This window comes from Bacillus sp. AL-1R, assembly GCF_052180195.1.
Lineage (GTDB): Bacteria > Bacillota > Bacilli > Bacillales > Bacillaceae_G > Gottfriedia.
Map to the genome: position 1 here is coordinate 1,803,379 of NZ_CP197469.1, position 20,160 is coordinate 1,823,538.

22 protein-coding genes and 2 riboswitches are annotated in these 20,160 nt (G+C 33.1%); of the genes, 13 read left to right on the forward strand and 9 right to left on the reverse strand.

The genetic code is table 11. The annotated features are described in order from the left end of the window. Positions 1 to 44: 44 nt before the first annotated feature. Positions 45 to 656, forward strand: a complete 612-nt coding sequence (locus tag ACSBO6_RS08480) for a hypothetical protein (RefSeq protein WP_098848733.1) — start codon at positions 45 to 47, stop codon at positions 654 to 656. Positions 657 to 762: 106 nt separating this feature from the next. On the opposite strand, the gene ACSBO6_RS08485 is transcribed toward ACSBO6_RS08480, so the two are convergent. Beyond that, positions 763 to 951 carry a hypothetical protein gene (locus ACSBO6_RS08485; protein ID WP_098848732.1) on the reverse strand — a complete coding sequence of 63 codons (189 nt, stop codon included), beginning with the start codon at positions 949 to 951 and terminating at the stop codon, positions 763 to 765. 273 nt (positions 952 to 1,224) lie between these two features. Between ACSBO6_RS08485 and ACSBO6_RS08490 the strand changes: the two genes are divergently transcribed. The 6 genes from ACSBO6_RS08490 to ACSBO6_RS08515 all read left to right on the forward strand — a co-directional run bounded on the left by ACSBO6_RS08490 (position 1,225) and on the right by ACSBO6_RS08515 (position 7,315). Next, positions 1,225 to 2,403 carry a MalY/PatB family protein gene (locus tag ACSBO6_RS08490; RefSeq protein ID WP_498844477.1) on the forward strand — a complete coding sequence of 393 codons (1,179 nt, stop codon included), beginning with the start codon at positions 1,225 to 1,227 and terminating at the stop codon, positions 2,401 to 2,403. 16 nt (positions 2,404 to 2,419) lie between these two features. After that, entirely contained in the window at positions 2,420 to 2,869 is a 450-nt protein-coding gene (locus tag ACSBO6_RS08495) for a VOC family protein (protein ID WP_098848730.1), read from the forward strand. Positions 2,870 to 2,915: 46 nt separating this feature from the next. Then, positions 2,916 to 3,794, forward strand: coding sequence for an aminoglycoside phosphotransferase family protein (locus ACSBO6_RS08500; protein WP_098848729.1), 879 nt, complete (start codon positions 2,916 to 2,918; stop codon positions 3,792 to 3,794). Positions 3,795 to 4,101: 307 nt separating this feature from the next. After that, positions 4,102 to 5,079: a VanW family protein gene (locus tag ACSBO6_RS08505; RefSeq protein ID WP_098848728.1), complete on the forward strand. Its 978-nt coding sequence runs from the start codon at positions 4,102 to 4,104 to the stop codon at positions 5,077 to 5,079. A 396-nt stretch (positions 5,080 to 5,475) separates the two neighbouring features. After that, on the forward strand, positions 5,476 to 6,744 hold the full coding sequence (locus tag ACSBO6_RS08510) for an MFS transporter (protein WP_498844478.1): 1,269 nt from the start codon (positions 5,476 to 5,478) through the stop codon (positions 6,742 to 6,744). After that, complete coding sequence (locus ACSBO6_RS08515) at positions 6,698 to 7,315, forward strand: TetR/AcrR family transcriptional regulator (protein WP_498844479.1); 618 nt, start codon at positions 6,698 to 6,700, stop codon at positions 7,313 to 7,315. Before ACSBO6_RS08510 ends, ACSBO6_RS08515 begins: the two co-directional genes overlap by 47 nt. A 22-nt stretch (positions 7,316 to 7,337) precedes the next feature. On the opposite strand, the gene ACSBO6_RS08520 is transcribed toward ACSBO6_RS08515, so the two are convergent. Continuing rightward, on the reverse strand, positions 7,338 to 8,111 hold the full coding sequence (locus tag ACSBO6_RS08520; protein ID WP_498844480.1) for a peptidoglycan recognition protein family protein: 774 nt from the start codon (positions 8,109 to 8,111) through the stop codon (positions 7,338 to 7,340). A gap of 254 nt (positions 8,112 to 8,365) precedes the next feature. Here ACSBO6_RS08520 and ACSBO6_RS08525 point away from each other — a divergent pair, with 254 nt between their 5' ends. Then, positions 8,366 to 8,584 carry a hypothetical protein gene (locus tag ACSBO6_RS08525; RefSeq protein ID WP_098848724.1) on the forward strand — a complete coding sequence of 73 codons (219 nt, stop codon included), beginning with the start codon at positions 8,366 to 8,368 and terminating at the stop codon, positions 8,582 to 8,584. 67 nt (positions 8,585 to 8,651) lie between these two features. Beyond that, positions 8,652 to 9,161, forward strand: a complete 510-nt coding sequence (locus ACSBO6_RS08530; protein WP_098848723.1) for a hypothetical protein — start codon at positions 8,652 to 8,654, stop codon at positions 9,159 to 9,161. Positions 9,162 to 9,252: 91 nt separating this feature from the next. Here the strand turns inward: ACSBO6_RS08530 and ACSBO6_RS08535 are convergent, their stop codons facing one another. Further along, on the reverse strand, positions 9,253 to 9,393 hold the full coding sequence (locus ACSBO6_RS08535) for a hypothetical protein (protein ID WP_180233036.1): 141 nt from the start codon (positions 9,391 to 9,393) through the stop codon (positions 9,253 to 9,255). 81 nt (positions 9,394 to 9,474) lie between these two features. Next, the gene (yjeM, locus tag ACSBO6_RS08540; RefSeq protein WP_286138581.1) at positions 9,475 to 10,974 is read right to left on the reverse strand and encodes a glutamate/gamma-aminobutyrate family transporter YjeM; all 1,500 of its coding nucleotides are present in this window, start codon (positions 10,972 to 10,974) and stop codon (positions 9,475 to 9,477) included. Positions 10,975 to 11,159: 185 nt separating this feature from the next. On the opposite strand from yjeM, the gene ACSBO6_RS08545 reads away from it, so the two are divergent. Then, positions 11,160 to 11,858, forward strand: coding sequence for a DUF421 domain-containing protein (locus ACSBO6_RS08545; RefSeq protein WP_498844481.1), 699 nt, complete (start codon positions 11,160 to 11,162; stop codon positions 11,856 to 11,858). A 45-nt stretch (positions 11,859 to 11,903) separates the two neighbouring features. On the opposite strand, the gene ACSBO6_RS08550 is transcribed toward ACSBO6_RS08545, so the two are convergent. From ACSBO6_RS08550 to ACSBO6_RS08570, 5 genes are all read right to left on the reverse strand, one after another. Further along, entirely contained in the window at positions 11,904 to 12,416 is a 513-nt protein-coding gene (locus ACSBO6_RS08550; RefSeq protein ID WP_098848721.1) for a cupin domain-containing protein, read from the reverse strand. A 16-nt stretch (positions 12,417 to 12,432) separates the two neighbouring features. Then, complete coding sequence (locus ACSBO6_RS08555; RefSeq protein WP_498844482.1) at positions 12,433 to 13,059, reverse strand: methylthioribulose 1-phosphate dehydratase; 627 nt, start codon at positions 13,057 to 13,059, stop codon at positions 12,433 to 12,435. Further along, positions 13,056 to 13,709: a 2-hydroxy-3-keto-5-methylthiopentenyl-1-phosphate phosphatase gene (locus ACSBO6_RS08560; RefSeq protein WP_498844483.1), complete on the reverse strand. Its 654-nt coding sequence runs from the start codon at positions 13,707 to 13,709 to the stop codon at positions 13,056 to 13,058. The genes ACSBO6_RS08555 and ACSBO6_RS08560 overlap by 4 nt, the downstream gene beginning before the upstream one ends. Positions 13,710 to 13,715: 6 nt before the next feature. Then, positions 13,716 to 14,936, reverse strand: coding sequence for a 2,3-diketo-5-methylthiopentyl-1-phosphate enolase (locus ACSBO6_RS08565; protein ID WP_498844484.1), 1,221 nt, complete (start codon positions 14,934 to 14,936; stop codon positions 13,716 to 13,718). Positions 14,937 to 15,000: 64 nt separating this feature from the next. After that, positions 15,001 to 15,104, reverse strand: a riboswitch (SAM riboswitch). 58 nt (positions 15,105 to 15,162) lie between these two features. Continuing rightward, positions 15,163 to 16,347, reverse strand: a complete 1,185-nt coding sequence (locus ACSBO6_RS08570) for a pyridoxal phosphate-dependent aminotransferase (protein ID WP_483295222.1) — start codon at positions 16,345 to 16,347, stop codon at positions 15,163 to 15,165. Between the two features lie 145 nt (positions 16,348 to 16,492). Here ACSBO6_RS08570 and ACSBO6_RS08575 point away from each other — a divergent pair, with 145 nt between their 5' ends. The 3 genes from ACSBO6_RS08575 to mtnA all read left to right on the forward strand — a co-directional run bounded on the left by ACSBO6_RS08575 (position 16,493) and on the right by mtnA (position 19,801). After that, positions 16,493 to 17,287, forward strand: coding sequence for a carbon-nitrogen family hydrolase (locus ACSBO6_RS08575; RefSeq protein ID WP_142339264.1), 795 nt, complete (start codon positions 16,493 to 16,495; stop codon positions 17,285 to 17,287). A gap of 51 nt (positions 17,288 to 17,338) precedes the next feature. After that, a riboswitch (SAM riboswitch) is annotated at positions 17,339 to 17,498 on the forward strand. An 80-nt stretch (positions 17,499 to 17,578) separates the two neighbouring features. Beyond that, the gene (gene mtnK, locus ACSBO6_RS08580) at positions 17,579 to 18,745 is read left to right on the forward strand and encodes an S-methyl-5-thioribose kinase (protein ID WP_483295221.1); all 1,167 of its coding nucleotides are present in this window, start codon (positions 17,579 to 17,581) and stop codon (positions 18,743 to 18,745) included. Positions 18,746 to 18,751: 6 nt separating this feature from the next. Next, positions 18,752 to 19,801: an S-methyl-5-thioribose-1-phosphate isomerase gene (mtnA, locus tag ACSBO6_RS08585; RefSeq protein ID WP_098848716.1), complete on the forward strand. Its 1,050-nt coding sequence runs from the start codon at positions 18,752 to 18,754 to the stop codon at positions 19,799 to 19,801. Positions 19,802 to 20,160 lie beyond the last annotated feature (359 nt).

A 20,160-nucleotide genomic window follows, 5' to 3' on the forward strand; every position in this document is an offset into this window, starting at 1 on the left:
GAGATATCGGAGTATAGTAACATTTAATTAAGGAGTTGAGGTGCTTGAGAAACAAAACGAAATACATCTACTTAACACATAAAGTTAAAATAGAATCCACTGAAAAACTGGAAAAGCTATCCCAACTTACAGGGAAAACTAGTGCTGAATTAATCGAACAAATGATTGAAGAAATGTATGACCTACATATAAATTCAAAAGAAAATGAAGTAAATCTTAATGAAATGCTAAACGATGAAAATGTTATTGAGGATATAACAGATCAAGAAATAAGAGATGCAGAGCTTAGATGGCAAAATTCAAAACAAGGTATTAAAGATTTCAGTCAAAGAATGGAAGATTGGAAGAAAGAAGAAAAAAGGAAAAATGCTGAGAAAGCAAAAGAATATAAAAAGAAAATAGTTGATTGGGCTAGAGTCTGGGAAGATTATTTAAGAAATTACTCTACTTCAATTAAGAAAAATAAAAAACATAATTTTAAGTATTTCAACCCGAATGATAGTGAAGAAATTTGGAAGAAACAAATGAGGGAATACACGAAGCTTTGGCACCCTGATTATGCATTAGACCATGGGAATCCACAAAAGTTTGGTGAAATGAAAGCTGAATATGACATTTTAAAAGGTAAAATTCCAACTGAAGAATATAGTTTATAATTTTATTGGAAATACATATAACGAATCGACCAATCATTTTGTTTTATATAATCGTAAAAAGTAAGTAGTGGAACTAATATGATTCCACTACTTATTTAACGCACTGTTAATCTTCTTTTACACTATCCTCAGCAATTACTCTTAGTTCTTGATAAAAAAGGTCATGATTACATTCTGGATTTTCAGCTTGTTTATATTTGTCTACAATTTCAAGTAATTCACCAGTATCACCTTTTGCATTGATCACTTCTAAAATTTGATTCATATCATCAGTGTATTCATCTTCTTTTTTCATTACAGATCCTCCATTCACATGTAGATGTTTATTATTATTTGCTAGCTTGATGAAAAAAATAAATCGATTTTGAAATAAACATGTAAGATTAAAAACCGAGAAGAGAATTTTATATACCCCACCTTTTTAAGAAAGTGTGATTCTCGGCAAGGCGTTTCATACTTTTTAAAATAAAAAATAAGATTTGAATTTTCTAGTGAAATAGTATAATTTGGATATAAATTATCGATACGAAAATACTATTGATGATTGAAAAATGGTGGGGGATTAATAATGAACTTTAACTTTAATGAAGAACATAATAGAAAAAATACTAAAAGTACAAAGTGGGACTCAATTGATCGAGTATTTGGATGTACGGATGTTCTACCTTTATGGGTTGCCGATATGGATTTTGCATGTGCACCGGGGATTGTAGAGGCTATAACGAAACGCGCTCAACATCCTATTTATGGTTATGGACATATACCTGAAGAATTTTTTGAATCAGCAATAAATTGGGCAAGTAAACGTTATCGTACATCAATTAAAAGAGAATGGTTAACAAATGTTCCAGGTGTCGTTCCTGCTTTAAATTTAGCAATAGATGCTTTTACAAAACCAGGTGATCAAATTATCATTCAGCCACCAGTTTATTTTCCATTTTTCAGTACAATTAGAAATAATGGAAGAAACATCGTTGAGAATGCTTTAATTGAAGAAGATGGTTATTACTATATGGATTTAGAAGATTTAGAAAATAAGATCACTTCTAAAACTAAAATGATGATTCTTTGTAGTCCTGCAAATCCAGTTGGAAGAGTCTGGTCGAAAGAAGAGTTATCTGGTTTGTTTGAAATATGCAAAAGGAATAAAATTGTAGTAATTGCAGATGAAATACATGCAGATTTAGTCTACAAAAAAGGTAGTCACACACCTTTTTATTCATTAAGTGAAGATGCAGCAAATATGAGTATTACATTTATGTCTCCAAGCAAAACATTCAATATTGCAGGCTTATTTTCGTCATTTGCTGTTATTCCAAATCAAGATTTATTTACAGAGTTTTCTCATGCAATTGCTCGTTCAAGTTTAGAAAACTTAAATATTTTTGGCATTGAGGCAGTTATAGCAGCATATAACGAAGGTGAAAAATGGCTTGATGAATTATTGATTTATTTAAAAGAAAATGCAGAGTTTATAGATCATTACTTAAAAACAAATATTCGAGAAGTAAAAATGAGAGTTACAGAAGCGACATACCTAGGATGGCTTGATTTTAGAGGTTTAGGTCTAAAAGGTGACCAATTAAACGAATTTATAATTAATGATGCAAAATTAGGATTAAATGAAGGTCGTGGTTTTGGAATAAATGGAGATGGTTTTATGAGATTGAATTACGCATGTACACGTAAAACATTAGAAGAAGCCATGTCACGATTAGAAAAAGCTGTAAATGCTAGAAAGAAATAGATAAGGAGAGGGCAATATGACGTTAAAAATAACACCATGTATTGTTATGTCTGGGAATGCTAAGGAAGCAGTTCATTTTTATGAAAAAGAACTAGAAGCAGAGGTTCTAACTATACAAACATACGGTGAAATGCCAATACCTTGTCCAGAAGCACTAAAAAATAGTGTTGCAAATGCAATTTTAAAAATCGGTGAAAGTGAGCTTATGTTATTCGATGCCCCTATTCAATCAAAACCAGTGATAGATAAAGATTCTCAGGCAAATACATCTATTTCTGAAAATAAAAAAGTAGAAGTCACGATTAACCTTTCAATCGATAGTGTGGAAAAAACAAAGCGCATTTTTAAATCATTACAACAAGGTGGACATGTCATTGCCCCGTTAGAATCAGTACCATTTAGTCCCGCATTCGGAACAGTTACAGATCAGTTCGGCGTTACATTCATATTAATAACTATAAAGTAAAATACATATAATTTTATAGTTTGATTGCAAAAAGGGGGGAGATTAAATGGATAAAATAAATGTTGAATTAGTGAAACAATTAATTAAAGAACAATTTCCAATTTGGTCTCACTTAGAAATAAAACCTGTTGAAGTAAGTGGCAATGATAACAGAACATTCCATTTAGGTGATCAAATGAGCGTTAGATTACCTAGTGCAGAATGTTATGTTCCTCAAGTTGAAAAAGAACATAAATGGTTACCCTTTTTAGCGAACAAACTAAGTTTACCAATTTCAAAACCGTTAGCAAAAGGACGTCCGAGTAAAAACTATCCTTGGCCATGGACAATTAACGAATGGATTGAAGGCGAGGCGTCTAGCAAAGAAAACATAAGTGACCTAAGTCAATTTGCAAAAGATGTAGGGCAATTTTTAAAAGAGTTCCAGTCAATTGATGCAAAACATGGGCCGATTGCAGGAAAGCATAATTTTTTTAGAGGTGGAAACTTAGCTGTATACGACAAAGAAACTAGAAATTCAATAGAACAAACGAAAGAGATTTTTAACAAAGATTTACTAACAGAAATATGGGAAACAGCTTTAAGTTCCAAATGGGAAGGAGAACAAGTATGGGTACATGGTGACATTGCCCCAGGGAACTTACTTGTAAAAAATGGCAAGCTATGTGCGGTCATTGATTTTGGAATACTTGGAGTAGGTGATCCATCATGTGATGCAGCAATGGCATGGACATTTTTTGATTCGATTAGTAGAAACGTTTTTAAAAACGTTTTAAACGTTGATGAAAATACTTGGAATAGAACAAGAGGGTGGGCTCTTTGGAAGGCCTTAATTACATTTAATGAGAATAAAGAAAATACTACTCCGATAAAAGAAGCATCGTTTAATACAATAAATGCAATCATGAACGAATTCAAATCTTAATTGAATATAAAATTTACGAGTTGCTTAAATAGCCACTCTTTTTTTATTTTGATACTTCAGTGAAGTGTTAATACATGCTAAAAAGCTATCAATCAAGAATAAATAGAACTAAAACAACAAAAAATAATAGAAATAAAAATGACTTCAGAATTAATCAATAAGATGTAAAAATCCGCGAGAAGACTTAATGTGCTTCTCTATTTTTATGGAAAAAGGTAGTGGGAAGATATATACGTAAATGAACGATAAAGAAAAAACATGAAAGGATTGAATCTTGTTCATACTAATGTTGGGGTGAAATTCGACTATGATACAAAAAATACTAGCTAGTTTATTATTACTGACACAATCAGTTGAGCTTCCTAACAGCTTAACTGTTATTCAACATGGCCATCCAATTGCAGTAGTGAATCGCGAAGATTTTACAATGTCACTTCCAGGGACACCGATGATAAACGATAAAAAGTTTAATCAATTTATTGAAAAGCTTGATCAACAAATTTACCGTAATCCAATAAATGCTACTATTAATGAACAAGGTAGGATTGTACCAGGCCAAGTAGGATACAGGCTATATAAAAAAGAGTTTACGGATAAATTTACTACATATTTTTATGGAAAAGGACCATCTAAAATTGAAGTGCCAGAGTTGGATATTTATCCTAAAGTTGATAGTGAATTATTAGCTCATATTAGAATCCAACAAATTGGTCAATATGTAACCTACTTTAATTCGAATAATAAAAGTCGAGTTCATAATATTTCACTTGCAGCAAAAGCAATTGATAATTATGTAGTTTTCCCAAATGAAATTTTTTCTTTTAATAAAGTAGTAGGAGAGAGAAGTGGAGCAAAGGGATATAAACGAGCACCAATCATTGTCAGAGGAGAATTGTCTGAAGGAGTAGGAGGAGGAATATGTCAAGTGTCCTCTACTCTATTTAATGCAGTCGATCGCGCAGGCCTAAAAATTATTGAAAGATATTCCCATAGTAGACGAGTCCCATATGTACCAGCAGGACGTGATGCAACTGTTAGCTGGTACGGACCTGACTTCCGTTTTCAAAATAAATATAATCAACCAATTTTAATTCGAGCAAAACAATATGGAGGAAGTATGATTGTCACGCTTCATTCTTCCGATGTAATCAATTATGAAGTAAGAAATGTCCCTATAGCGCCAACCCGTTTACCTGAAGAAATAAATACAGTAGATGACAAACGTCATTCTAATCCTTCTAGAAAAGGGAAAATCATACCACCGAATAAGTCAGTAGGGGATTAATACATGCAATGATAACTCCACAAGGCAAATTAATGACCTTGTGGGGTTTTTGTGTTGAGATTATGCATAAGAGATGGGAGTAAAGTGCAATAAAACAACTGTATAGTTCCTGATGAAGGTGTTATGGGGAAGTAAAATCCCCCAAAACGGTTGTATAGTTCCTCATGAGGTTGATACCTCAGTAAAAGAATATACAATCCCCTTGCCATTTCAATGAAAAAAATTGATCCAAAGTAATACAATCAAAAAATTTTAATACTTTTAATGCCAATTTTGAATAAAGTTAAACGAGGAATATAGCTAATTTTCAGAAAAAACAATTGAAAAATGACACTAGTGTCGTTATAATTAAATAAAAACGACATCAATGTCGTTTTTTAAAGGGGGCTAAGTGGGATGAGGGGTCTAAGGAGAAATAAAGGTTTCTTAACATTAATGTTTGCTCAAGCGATTTCAAATATTGGTGATTGGTTAAGTATTGTTGCGATTATTACGCTTGTAGGATTAAAATGGAATGCTTCTCCAATGGAAGTTTCATTTATTATTTTATGTCTCGCAGTACCGATGGCTTTATTAGGACCTGTTGCGGGAACGATAGCAGATCGTTTTAGTCGAAAGCAATTAATGGTTTTATCGGATATTGTTCGTGCTGGTTTATTTGTTTTACTTGCATTAGCAAATACTTTATGGATGGTCTATATTTGTTTGTTTACAATTGGATTGTTTTCTGCTGTTTTTAATCCCGCGAAAAATGGTATGTTAAAAGAGCTAGTTCCGAATGATGAAATCAAAAGCGCGATGTCGATTACAACGATGATTGATTCGGCAACAAAAATTTTCGGACCGATTTTGAGTGGGATCCTTGTTTCGGCAGCTGGTACAACGCCTGTATTTTATATTAATTCAGTATCATTTATTTTCTCTGCGATCTTAATTTTCATGCTTCCAAAAGTAATAGAGCAAATTAAAGAGGAAAAAATGAAAGATAAAGCTAAATCTTCCTATAAAACTGAATTTATGGAAGGTGTTACATTTATTAAATCTAATACTCAAATTTTAGTCGGTATGTTATTTTTAGGTTTTAGTCTTTTAATCTTGCAGTTATCAGATTCGCAAATTATCGTTTTAATTAGGGAACTTAAAGGTGCGTCACCAGGTTTATTTGGCTATTTAGTAACTGGATCTGGTGTTGGAATGTTTCTTTCGAGTTTAATTTTAGCGAAAAAGACAAATTATCGTGCTTATCATTTAATGTTAATTGGGGTTTGTGGAATCGGACTTGGTTTTGGTATGATGGCTTTATTCACGCATTTTAATCTTACTTTTTCAATTGTTTGGGCACCATTATTAGGGTTGTTTGCAGGATTTGCAGCTGGTATAGTATTTGTTCCCTTTCAGGCCTCCGTTCAAGTCGATACCCCAGTTGAGTTAACTGGCAGAGTATTTGGCGTTATAGGCAGTGTTACGACAACAGCTACAATTATCGGACCTTTATTGGGGGGATGGCTATCGACAGTATTTGGTGTCATTCCAACATTTATATTAACTAGTTCACTATTAGTATTTGTTTCACTAATAGGATTCTTAACGAAAAATAGAGTAGAGCGGGGGAAGAAAGATGTCTCCGAAAGTCAGCAAGGAGCACCAACAGCAACGTCGAACTAAAATTTTAGAAGCAGCAAAACAAGTGTTTATCGAAAATGGGTATGAAAGAACGACGATGAAACATGTGATGGACGCAGCAAATGTAAGTAGAGGTGGCTTATATCAATACTTTGCTAATAAAGAAGAAGTGTTTGAATCACTATTATCTGAGTCATTATTAAGAGTGTCTGAAGAAACTAGTGAATTATTGAAGCAAAATGTTGATTCATATTGGGAATTACTTTTATTAAGAATGTTCGGTGAAAAAAGAGTGCCAAATGATCGAATGGATCAATTGGCACCAGTTCATTTAGAGTTTTTCATAACGGGTAGAAATGATAAAAGAAGAAAAGAGTATGGGAAAGAACGATATTTTTTAGGGGTTAAAATCTTTTCTGATATTATAAAAGAAGGACAGATAAACAGAGAATTTAGTAAGAAGTATGATAGTGAAATTTTAGGAAGAATGATTGTTTCATTTATTGATGGACTTGCGCTAGATTATGCAATACTCTCAGCGGAGGAAATAATGATGAAAGAACAATCGATTTTGTTCGTGCAATTTTTAAAATTTGCTCTCGAAGTACGATAAATATTTATGATAACATCTTGGATCATTTATTTAATATGCTCCAAGTTTTTTCTCCAACAATTCCGTCTGGTGTTAAACCGATCCGTTGTTGAAATAGTTTTACAGCATTTGCGGTCTGGGTACCGAAATGACCGTCTGGGGTTATGCCTAAAAGCTGTTGAATGGTAATGACATAAATATTTGAATCTCCTATTTTCATAACATGACCAGGGTATTTTAATGAGTGATTCAATAAATGCCCTACATTTGTTTTGAAATTTTTAAAAATATCACTATACTTTACAAACGGATATGGACATGGTTTTCTAGTCACATCAAAATGACGTACAATATCTTTTTGAGTTAAATTAAACATTGAACATAAATCATTCACAACCATTACTGTTCGATTGATTGTTGTATTTGAAATACGATTATTCTTTTCTACACACATCTCAACAGAAATTGATAATAAATTGGCATTTGGTTTTAATGATTCAACACCTCGAAAGGGTACACCATTCACATAAGTATATTTTTCATTTGCATGGAATGTCACTTCATTTAAAGGGACGATACAAATTGCCTCTTTTGGATCTACAAAAATATGTGCGGATGCATAAGATGGATTTCTCCCTTGACTAATTGCCTCAGCATTTTGTTTGGGCAAAACTTCACTAAAATATTGATAATGTCCGTTTGCAGTAGCACCAGGGTTTGCCGTCCAATGAATAACAATTTTTTTAACTCCATTTAATTTTTGACCTGACCTTGTATATTGATTTATTGGGATAAATTTATTTTTCCAACTTGGCATGAATTAACCTCCTTATAAAAGCCTTTAAGATTTTTAGTAAGATGAAGTTTTAATTCTATTTATAATTACTATGAAAACTAAATTTTTATCATGCTGAAAATGGCAACTATTAAGAATTCAAGTGAAAAGAAACGGGTAGTATGATGAGCTTTTCTAATCAGGGTAGGAGTTTTCTGCAAGCTAATTTAAGTAGACTACATAAAATTGAAAACTAAGAATATGGCTATACTAATGGTGAACAAAGGAGTGATTTGATGAATTTTCGATCAAAGGAACAAATTTTAACGGAGCAACCATCCATTGAAAGAAAAATAGAATTTAGAGGTAATAAATATAAATTAGTTGATACAGTTCATGATGTTTCTCACGGTGGGTTTGATGATCTTACATGCTATACATACCGAAATGAAACAGATAACACAGAAATTATGCTATATGTACAAAAAGGAAAAATCGTAATTGTTGAACCTTAAAAAAAATATGTTTTAAGACTGTCTTGTATATACAGACAGTTTTTATTTTAGAAAAAGGGGCATGTTATTGAAAAAAATTATAATTTTATTCACAATTCTAGTATTAACTGCTTGTTCTCATGGTAACGGAGCGGTTGAATCATTAAAAAAAGAATATCCTAAAACGATTAGACAAGTAGTAAATCAATTACCTAAAGATGTACAAGAAGAACTAGTTGTCCCAAAAAAGATACCGTTTATCGCAAAGGATGTCTCAATGGATGTGCAAAAAAATGAAAATGGAGCGATAAATGCTACTTTGTTTAAATACTCGAATGAAGAAAGAGAAGTCATACTATTTGTCATCACTTATCATAATAAAAAACCTTTATTCCCAAATGAACAACAACAATTAAAAACAACGAAATTGAAAGATGGAACTAAAGTTTTCATTGTTGCTGATGATGATAATACAAAAACAATTCGTTGGAAGAAGGACGGGCTTTATCATTCGATTTCAATTCTTTTTTCAGAGGAAACTGGTAAACAATACACTATACGAGATTTAGTAAGATCTGCAGATTCGATGAGTAAATAGACCGCCAAGAGATTGACGGTCATTTTTTTACGCATTTAGAATTATATAACATAGAAGAAAATTTCATTCGTTACAAAACGACAAGTTTACTTTATGAATTTTTAACTTCATTAAGAGCTTCGGTATTTGATTTACTTGGCGCAAAATAGCCTTCTGAATTAACCGCAGCTGGAATAGGTTGCCCTTTATTTTTGTTTTTCTTTTTTACATGTGGATTTTGATTGTGACCCATGAATATCACCTCCATTTATAGTATGTGCTATCTGTCCAACTTACTTTCGAAAATTGTGATTAACAATTAGTGGGAAGTTTTCTAAGCAATTTTCTTCTCTTTTTTGGTATGTTTTCTTGACCGGTTAAGAATTAGTAAAGCTAATATTGAAAAGAATATTGGACCTGCGATCATCCATATTGTTGAGTTGTAATCACCTACCATTGCCGGTTGGATGATTGTAAAAAAGTTTGCAAATCCAACTACTAAAATAATGAGAATGCTGACGAATAAAGCTGATGGATACGATTTTAAAATTTGAAATGGTTTATCGATTTGCTCATTTCTTTTAAACATTGGATAGGCGATTCCTAAAAATATATAAGGTAATGTCATGGAAACATTCGTCATTAAAGTTATTTTATTAAAAAATGATGATGCTCCTTCACCGCCAAACGATGTGAGGACAATAATGAGTGATACAATTACGAATTGTACCCACATCGCATTAACAGGCATATCTTTTTCATTTGTTTCTGTGAATTTTGTTGGCCATAAGAATTTTGGTGTACCTTTAATGATTGTTTTTATTGGTGAATAAATTAATGTGAAAAATGCCCCGGTATATGCAAGAAACATTGATAAACCAGTAATTCTTGCAAACCATATCCCAATTTGATCGGCAGTATGTGTTGATAAAGTAAGTGCTTTTCCAAGTTCTAATCCTAAATTGTACATTAAAACAAATGTTATGTTCCCTAAATTCGTTGTACTAGCACTTAAATCATTTGACCAGTCAATAAAAATACCTACTAAAAAAATACCTAATGAATAGCCTACAGAGATAATAACTGCTGATATTGTAATCCCTTTTGGGAAATTGCGTTCTGCGTTTTCCGTTTGATCAACTAACCCCCCAATTGCTTCTAAACCGCCATATGCAAAGATTGAAAAAACCACGAATGATAAGATTGCTAGGGTAGATAGATAATTTGGATTAGGGGAGTGAGCAAATGCAGATGAAAAGCTTTTAATCGGTTGAGCAAATTTTCCTCCATTGAATAGAAAAATAATGATACTCGTGATTAGCAATAATATATTTAATGAGAAAACTGTAACCCCACCGATCGTTGTTACTTTACTTATACTTTCAATCCCTTTTGAAGCAAAGTAAGTTACAACTATCATCCAGAGTAGTGCTAATAAGCCAATTGATTGAGTAGAAGAAAGTCCGAATAATGAAAGGGTTTGCGTTTTGTCACTACCGAAAATAAATGTTGATAAGGGAATCCAAACCTTTGAAGAGACACTGACCATATAAATTACATAGGAAGAGAACCACATAAAGGTTCCGATAAATGCGAATCTTGGCCCAACTGAATCTGCCATCCATGTATAAATTCCACCTTCTGAATGCTTATATGCAGCTCCGAACTCAGCCATCATAAAGGCAAAAGGTATAAAAAAAGTAATAGCTGAGAGTAAATACCATGGGATTGCGCTATATCCCATTAAATAAAAAGCTGTAGGTATATTCCCAAAACCATAAACGGTCGTAAATACCATTAATATTAAGCCGATTAGTGTAAGTTTTTTACTCAAGATCTCACCCCAGGATATTAGTCGATTATCATTGATTAGTCATATTTTCTTCAATAATCGGTAATTTATGAGGAAAGTAAACGGTCAGGTTTTATCTAATTTTGAATAGTTTCGTTCTATTTTTCAAACGCTAAGTTGATTAATAAATAGGTGAAATGTTTTTTGAAAGAGAAAGGATGAACGAAATGAGCTTTAATGAAGTAGTACTAAGAGTCATATGCTCATTTTTTGTTTTATTAATTTTAACGAGATTTATGGGGAAGAAGGAGATTAGTCAATTAGATGTTTTTACATTTATTACAGCCATTACAATCGGGAATATAGCCGCATCGATTTCAACATCAAAAACATTAGATATAGAGGATGGAATCATCGGATTAGTTGGCTGGTCAGTTTTGACGATCATCATGGGTTTTTTAAGTTTAAAATCAAAATCTGTACGTCGGTTGATTGTTGGGGAACCAATTATTTTAATTAGACAAGGAAAAATAATGGAAAATGCATTAAAAAGAGCTAGATTAAATACAGAGCAATTTCAAGGAATGCTTCGTAATGAAAATATTTATTCGTTGAAAGAAGTAGAGTACGCAATATTTGAAACTGATGGCAGTCTATCTATTATGAAAACAAAAGATGTTAAAACGAAAAAAAATAAAACATGGAAAAAAACGTTATTATTCCCAACTTCTACAGCTATCGTATCAGACGGAGAAGTAAATGAAGACGCATTATCAAAATTAAACTTGGATAAAAAATGGTTAATGGCTCAACTTGAGAGGGTAGGCATAAAATCAATTTCAGAAGTGTTTTTTGTAGAAGTACAAACCGATGGGTCGTTATATATCGATTATCGAGATGATCATTTTAATGAAAAAGAAAATTAATTGACTCATATCCTAAAGTGGATATGAGTCAATTTTTTTATCAAATTATTCGTAAATCGGTACCCAACCTTCAGTCGTAACAAATAATCGAACAGCTACTACTTTACGATCCTCTGCTAAAGTGAAGTAGTGGCGTACATTTGGTGGTACTGAAATTAAATCTCCAGGATTCAAATTAACATGGAAAAAGCCTTCATTTCCTTCGATAATAAACGTACCGTGACCACTTACAATGAAGCGTACTTCGTCATCTGTATGATGATGTTCACGATTGAAGTTTTTAAGTAATTCATCAAGATTTGGCGTTGCTTCTGAAAGAGTAATAATATCGCTCGCTAAATAGCCACGTCTTGATGAAATACTGTCGATTTCAGCTTTAAACGTTTCAAGAATTGCTGCTTTTTCTTCATCTGATAAAATAAATTTTTCTTGTAACGAACTATGTAATTGTTCAATATTCCAATTTTCGTAAATTACACCTTGTTCTTCTAAATATGCTTTTACTTCCACATTACTTGTAATATGATAATCTTTTTTTTCTACCCAAATAGTTGCCATTCTTCATTCCTCCAAATTAATTCTTTATAAATAAATTTTTTTGTATACTTTGTAATGCGTATTGAAATAGAAACTCATAAGCTTCTAACTGTTTTTTAGCTTCAAATGCTGATTCGGCCCATACTGTTATACCATGATTATGAATTAGTACAGCACCATGATCATTTTTAATATGAGGTAGAAATTCATTTGCAAGAGTAGGGATATGCGCATGATTTTTTATAATTGGAATGGTAATTTCTGCATCTTCTTCCCATAGTCCTAATGCTTTAATGATTTCGATCCCAGAAAAGGATAACTCATCCTGATCTGGAAAATCTTTTGTTATAAAATTATTTGCTAAAGTGTGTACATGAAGAACACACTTTGCATTCGTGTGTTGATAAATTAGACGATGTAAAATGGCTTCAGCTGATGGTTTTTTTGATTCATCCCAAACAGATTGGTCAAATTCATTAACGAGTAAAAAATCGTCATAAGTATGTTTCGTTTTATCTTTACCACTAGTTGTAACTAAAAAGTTTAAAGGTTCATCATTTACTTTAATTGATAAGTTTCCGCTAGTTCCTAAAAACCAATCTCGTTTTGCAAGTACTTTTTTTACCTCGCGGATTTCATCATAATGTTTGAAAAAGTTCTTCATACTAGCACCTCCTTTTCTAATGAAGCTCGAATATCATAGAAATTTTCAAAAGAAATAAAAGGTAAAGATAATTCTTTGCATTTATCTTTTAAGAAATCTCGAGCAAAAATTAAATTGGCTTCTTTGGCAATTTGTAAGTCAGTAATTGAATCGCCAATGACGATGATAAAATCATTTGATTCACTAAACTTTCTTTTAACAGATGGCTTACACATTCCACAATCATTCGTACAGTTTTCATCACAAGAGTGATCCCAATGAATTTTTACCGTTTGACCTGTAAAGTCAGTACGATTACATAAAACATCCGAAAGTGGAAGGTAATCGGCTAATATTGGATGAACGAAAAAGTCTAGTCCACCACTTACAACTTTTAACTCATATTGTTGAGCTCTTACAAATTGAATAAAATCGCTAAAACCATCTCGAATGACAGTTCGATCAATTACAAAATCGGTCATTTCTTGTTTTTTCGATGAAGGAATTGTAGCAAACATTTTCTCTACGCCTTCTCGAATCGATAGATTGCCATTTAATACGTCATTTATTTGTTCACTTACAGAGGGAGGAGCAAATTCTTTAATTAAATTAACGATATTGTCCCCTTCAGTAATTGTTCCATCAAAATCACAAAAAATCTTTATTGCCATTGTTGTTTACCCCCAAAGTTGTAATGCTTTTTGTAATGATGTATTTGGAAGTGCGTAGTCTTCTAGCTCAACTCCAGAAAGTGTTGCTGAAATTGCTTCTCTAAATGCATTCCCTCCACCAATTGGACCGTCCGGATGACCATGAACACCGCCACCAGCATTGATGACTTGCTCAATTCCAAAATCTTGAATTAATTGAGGCACAAGACCTGGGTGAATTCCAGCAGATGGTACTGGAAAAGTTTCTTTTAATCCATTTGATATCGTTAAATTTTCAGCAATTTTTAAAGCTGTCTCTTTTTGTAATGCAACGGATCCATATGGAGAAGGGAAAAGACTAAAATCTGCACCAGCAATTCGTAAAAGTTTCCCTAGTAATAATCCAGCGTCGATTCCATAAATTGGTGATGCTGTATATGCACCTGATACTGCAGGATGAGCCATAATTGGAATATTAATTGATGGATCTTCTGCCAAACCTTGCAGTACATCAATTCCATACGAGAATACATTTAATAAAAATACATCGGCCCCAGCTTCAACTGCACGTAATGCTTTTTCTTTTAGTTCATATGTACGGCCAGTTAAATTCACGGCATATAATGTTTTATGTCCTGTTTTCTCATAAACTTGGTTCAATATATTTTTACCGTACGTAACACGATCCGTTATTGATGTATTTGTGTCAAAAAGAATCTCGTCATCTTTAATTAAATCAACACCACCTAAAGCTTGCTTTTTTAATTCGTCTGAAATGTATTGAATATCTCTGCCGATAATTGATTTGAAAATGCTCATTAATAAAGGTCGATCATAGACGTCCAATTTCTCTCGAATGCCTTTAATACCAAATTTTGGACCTGGAAAAAGAGATAGAATATCATCAGTAAAATTTAAATCAATTAGTTTGACTTCTCCATCAAGGGATAGCTTACCGAAAACAGTCGTTAAAATAGCTGGTAGATCAGAGGTGAAATTTAAGCTAGGATAGTAGATTTCAATCATTCCTTTTGTCGGTTTATACCCTAAAAAGTTAACGATATTTTCTTCGCAATCTAATTCACGAACTGAAAGTACTTTGCCTTTATGTTTTTGTAATTGAATTTGATCATTTTGAGGTAAATTCGTCCAAGAACCAACCGTTAAACCTAACGCAATTGCCTCTGCCTTTTTTTCCAAATGATGATTTTTATCATAAACTTGGTAAGTTGCTATTACTCCACTCATTTCAAAACCTCCAAAAAGTTTTAATCAAACAAAAAACCTCTCCACTAAGGAGAGGTTTACCTACACCTTATCTGCCAGCAAATGCTGCGAGAATTAGCACCGTACTAGTTAACTAGCCGGTTGCCGGGTTTCATCGGGCTCGGTCCCTCCACCTACTCTGAATAAAGTTAATATTTAATTTTGAATACTTAATCTAATCGCATTATTTCATGAACAATCATAATTGTCAAACATTAAATTTAGAAAATATTTCAATCTCTTTTAATCTAGCAACTGCTTCTTTCAATCGATCAGTATCTGAAAGGAGACCGACTCTTACATAACCTTCACCATACTCTCCAAATCCATTTCCTGGAGCAACTGCGATATGTGCTTTTTCAAGTAATAGATCAGCAAATTCCTGTGATGTAAAACCTGATGGAATCCTTAACCAGGCAAAAAACGAACCTGCTGGTGCTGTTACTTCCCAGCCGATTTCATGGCAGCCACTAATAAATACATTTCTACGCTCTTCATAAAGAGCTAAAAGTTGTTTTACACTATCTTGCGATTGAGTTAGAGCGGCTACTGCAGCTTCTTGAACAGCAGGGAAGATGCTAACATAAAGATGATCCTGTAATAGATTAATTGCTGAAATGACCTCTTTATTTCCAACTGCAAAACCGATTCTCCAACCCGCCATATTATAAGTTTTAGAAAGGGTATAGATTTCAATCCCGCATTCCTTTGCTCCTGGTGTTTGAAGATAACTTAAAGGTTTTTTGCCGTCAAAACCAAATGCACCATATGCAAAATCATGACAAACTGTAATATTATTATTTTTTGCAAGCTCAACTGTTTCTTTAAAAAATTCTTCTGTTGCTATAGCACCTGTTGGATTATTTGGATAATTGATAAATAATATTTTACTAGCATCCAAAACATCATGAGGAATTAATTGATAATCTGGTAAAAATTGATTTTGCTCAAGTAATGGGAGCATGTATGGTACTGTTTTGGAAAGGGATATACCAGATAAATAGTCTGGGTAGCCTGGGTCAGGTACTAAAATTGTATCTCCTGGGTCACATAAACAAAGTGGTAGCTCAACTAATCCAGCTTTACCACCGAATAATATGGCTACTTCTTCCTCTGGGTCTAAATCAACATCATACTCTCGTTTGTAAAATTCGACAACAGCTTTTTTTAAAGAGCTCAATCCTCTAAACGGAGAATAACGATGAGTTAAAGGGTTTTCAACAGATTTTTGTAGTGCTTTAATAATATGGTCAGGTGTAGGTTGATCTGGATTTCCTTGACCAAGATTAATGACATCATGACCATTACCGATTGACTGATTCACTTTTTGAACTAGTGATGCAAAAAATTGTTTTGGTAAATTGTTTAATAGTTTACTATGATTCAAGTGTATCACTCCAAAAATATAATAAAATTAATTTAATAAATCGTTTCTTAATCGAATGATTTTCATGAACGACTGTTGCAATAACTTTCACCATCATATATGCTCGATGTAAAAATGTCTATAAAATTTAGAATAGGGTGAATAAATTGTGATTAAAATTGCGTGTATTCAATGTGACGTTATTTTAGGAGAATCAAAGGCTAATTTAGAGAAAATAAGAACGCAAATAAACGAGGCACTGAAAGAAAATATTCGTGTAATCGTATTACCTGAGCTATGGACAACGGGCTATTGTCTAAAAGAAATTGACTTGCACACAGGTGAACAAGAAGCAATTATTTCTGAACTTCAGTCCATTGCAAAATCGAATAATGTACTATTGATTGCTGGTTCGTTCCCTATTGCTAGAGAAAATGGTGTTACGAATACGTTAATTGTGATTAACAATACTGGCGAGGTTGTAAAATCGTATGACAAAGTTCATTTATTCCAGTTAATGAACGAGCATCACTATCTTCAATCAGGAAAAACAGATGGTCTGTTTGAAATCGATGGATTAACGGCTGCAGGTTTTGTTTGCTATGATTTGCGTTTTCCAGAATGGATTGGCGCTCATTCGCAAAAAGGTGCAAAAGTTTTATTTTTCGTTGCCGAATGGCCAATTCAAAGAATGAATCATTGGGAAATTTTATTAAAAGCAAGAGCAATCGAAAATCAGTGTTATGTTGTTGCGTGTAATCGGGTAGGGAAAGATTTAGCGAACACATTTGGTGGAGGATCTATGATTATTGACCCTTGGGGTGAAGTAATTTCCAAAGGTAGCGTGAATGAAGAAATTGTTTTTGGTGAAATTGATCCGAAAAAAGTAGACGAAATACGAGGTACAATCCCTATTTTTGAAGACAGAAAAGAAGAAATTTACAAAAAGTTTCAAAAAAGTAATTGACAAATTAAAAATGTATAAACTAAAATACGATTATAAAATCAAATATGCGAACTCTTATTTCGAGTAGGCGGAGGGATTTGGCCCGACGATGCCCAGCAACCGACCGTAATACCATTGTGAAATGGGGCGTATTATTTACGCCTTGAGCTTAAATGCTCAGTAAGGCACGGTGCTAATTCCAACAGAAAAGAAATTTTCTGGTAGATAAGAGACGAAAGCCAATTAGTATTGCCTCTTTTCGTCTCGGAAAAGAGGCTTTTTATTTTGCAAAATTCAAAGGGGATGAATTTAGTGACTGTTATTGAACGAAAAGAATATAGACCTTTAACAGAACAAACTGCGATTACTTATTTACAAAAACTTGGCTATTTTAAAAATGAACGTTGTGAAAGTATAGAAATCGGGGATGGAAATTTAAATTTAGTGTTTAGAGTTAAACCATTAGGAAGCGAGAAAGGGTTAATTATAAAGCAGGCTCTACCATATGCAAAAGTTGTCGGTGAAAGCTGGCCACTTACTTTAAAGCGAGCTACGATCGAAAGTAATGCGACAAAAATATACAATGAGTTAATCCCATTGCATGCACCAAAAATTTTAGCGCATGATGAAGAGCAAGCTGTAACTGTAATGGAAGATCTTTCACACTTGCAAATTTTACGAAAAGGACTTATTGAGAAGAAAAGCTATCCGTTTTTAGCTGAACATATCGGAGAATTTCTAGCAAAATCATTATTTTACACTTCAGATTTCGGAGCTTCACCTGCTAAGAAAAAAGAGTTAGAGTATCTTTTTAATAATCCTGAATTATGTGATATAACAGAAAATCTTGTTTTCACAGATCCATTTTTTAATAGTGAAACAAATAGTTTTGAAGAAGAATTAACAGACGAAATTCAAGTGCTATGGAATGATGCAGATCTACAACTTGAGGTGGCAAAACTAAAATTAGATTTCTTATCGAAAAAAGAAGCGTTATTACATGGTGATTTACATACGGGAAGCATTTTCGCATCTGCAACAGAAACAAAAGTCATTGACCCTGAATTTGCATTTGTCGGACCAATCGGATTTGATTTAGGGCAAATTCAAGCAAATTTACTGTTTCAACTGTTCAGCCGTACTGAATTAAAAGACGAAATTTTCGATCATATTTTAACCATCGAAAAAGTGTTTAATGAAACATTTACTCAACTATGGGAAGAGCATAGTGTTAGACCATTTAACCAAAAAGCTCTAATTAAAGAAAAACTGGAAGGATATTGGATAGATGCAATTGGGGTTATTGGATGTGAATTAATCCGAAGAAGCATCGGTCTAGCTCATGTTGAAGACTTTGATTCCCTTGAACACCATCAAAAAATTTATGCAAAGAAAAAAGTCTTAATATTCGGAGTTCATTGCATAAAAAATAGATTTACTATTAGGAATATTAGGAATTTACTTAACGGATTGGAGTAATTATTGATGACTACATTACAGCAAATACCTGAATCATTACAATGGAACGGTGAAAGTTTAAAAATTTTAGACCAAACAAAATTACCTACTGAAATTCACTACTTTGATGCAACGACATTAATTGATGTACGTGAAGCAATCGTAAAATTACAAGTAAGAGGAGCACCAGCGATTGGTTTGGCAGCTGCATATGGACTTTATTTAGGTGTTCGAGAACTTGAAACTGAACAAATTGATGAATTTCATCAACAAGCACGATTATTAGCGGATGAATTAATTAGTGCTAGACCAACGGCAGTAAATTTAGCATGGGCTGTTGAAAAACTAATTAAAACTAGTAAAGAAGCAGTGACTGTAGCCGAAGCTAAATTAATCATCATGGAAGAAGCGATTAAATTACATATAGCAGACGAGGCAACTTGCAAGAGAATAGGTGAAAATGCTTTAACATTACTACATGACGGGGCAGCAGTATTAACTCATTGCAACGCAGGGAGTATTGCAACAAGTCGATACGGAACAGCCTTAGCCCCACTTCATTTAGCAAAAGAAAAAGGCTGGGAAATATCAGCTTATGCAACAGAAACAAGACCAGTATTTCAAGGAGCAAGACTAACATCTTGGGAATTGAACCAAAGTGGTATCCCTGTTACATTACTAACTGATAATATGGTCGGCTATTTATTGCAAAATAAAAAAGTAGATGCCGTTATTGTTGGAGCAGATCGCATTACCGCAAATGGAGACACTGCAAATAAAATTGGTACATTACAATTAGCGATTTTAGCTAACTTTTACCAAATCCCATTTTATGTAGCCGCACCTTTATCAACAATTGACTTATCAATCGAATCAGGGAATGAAATTGTCATCGAACAACGCGATCGTACTGAAGTAACACATATCGGAAATGTACAAATTGCACCGGAAGGCATCGATGTACTAAACCCAGCGTTTGACGTGACACCGAATGAATTAATAACGGCTATTATTACGGAAAAAGGAATTATTTCTAGCGATTATAAGGAAACGTTTAAAAGTTGGGAGCAATCTTAATTTGATTCAACGAAAAAGTCCCTCGCATGATTGAGGAAATTTTAATCGGTTGAAGAATGATTGGATTACACTTCTTCCCTAGGAAATAGTTATATAGTTTCGAACTATTAGATTATGTGAACTAGAATTTTCTATTAATATAAGAAACAATAGGTAAAACTTTGAATAACATAAGATAAAATAGGCCAATCCTTTACAGTATGGATTGGCTTTTTTCAGCACACCTTCTATTAATCATGAAAAAGATGTTCTAATTAAACGAATTAGTACTTTAGCTGAATTAAGCATACTGGCATTTTGTGGTAATATGAACTAGAGAATCCTTAAAAATTCTACTGAAGATGGAGTGAAATCATTTT

Coding starts and splice junctions, on each gene's coding strand:
- ACSBO6_RS08515 (WP_498844479.1), top strand. CDS start 6,698: ATGTCTCCGAAAGTCAGCAAGGAGCACCAACAGCAACGTCGAACTAAA.
- ACSBO6_RS08490 (WP_498844477.1), top strand. CDS start 1,225: ATGAACTTTAACTTTAATGAAGAACATAATAGAAAAAATACTAAAAGT.
- ACSBO6_RS08505 (WP_098848728.1), top strand. CDS start 4,102: ATGATACAAAAAATACTAGCTAGTTTATTATTACTGACACAATCAGTT.
- ACSBO6_RS08485 (WP_098848732.1), bottom strand. CDS start 951: ATGAAAAAAGAAGATGAATACACTGATGATATGAATCAAATTTTAGAA.
- ACSBO6_RS08560 (WP_498844483.1), bottom strand. CDS start 13,709: ATGGCAATAAAGATTTTTTGTGATTTTGATGGAACAATTACTGAAGGG.
- ACSBO6_RS08545 (WP_498844481.1), top strand. CDS start 11,160: ATGAGCTTTAATGAAGTAGTACTAAGAGTCATATGCTCATTTTTTGTT.
- ACSBO6_RS08495 (WP_098848730.1), top strand. CDS start 2,420: ATGACGTTAAAAATAACACCATGTATTGTTATGTCTGGGAATGCTAAG.
- mtnA (WP_098848716.1), top strand. CDS start 18,752: ATGACTACATTACAGCAAATACCTGAATCATTACAATGGAACGGTGAA.
- ACSBO6_RS08510 (WP_498844478.1), top strand. CDS start 5,476: ATGAGGGGTCTAAGGAGAAATAAAGGTTTCTTAACATTAATGTTTGCT.
- ACSBO6_RS08525 (WP_098848724.1), top strand. CDS start 8,366: ATGAATTTTCGATCAAAGGAACAAATTTTAACGGAGCAACCATCCATT.
- ACSBO6_RS08550 (WP_098848721.1), bottom strand. CDS start 12,416: ATGGCAACTATTTGGGTAGAAAAAAAAGATTATCATATTACAAGTAAT.
- ACSBO6_RS08520 (WP_498844480.1), bottom strand. CDS start 8,111: ATGCCAAGTTGGAAAAATAAATTTATCCCAATAAATCAATATACAAGG.
- ACSBO6_RS08565 (WP_498844484.1), bottom strand. CDS start 14,936: ATGAGTGGAGTAATAGCAACTTACCAAGTTTATGATAAAAATCATCAT.
- ACSBO6_RS08535 (WP_180233036.1), bottom strand. CDS start 9,393: ATGGGTCACAATCAAAATCCACATGTAAAAAAGAAAAACAAAAATAAA.
- ACSBO6_RS08555 (WP_498844482.1), bottom strand. CDS start 13,059: ATGAAGAACTTTTTCAAACATTATGATGAAATCCGCGAGGTAAAAAAA.
- ACSBO6_RS08500 (WP_098848729.1), top strand. CDS start 2,916: ATGGATAAAATAAATGTTGAATTAGTGAAACAATTAATTAAAGAACAA.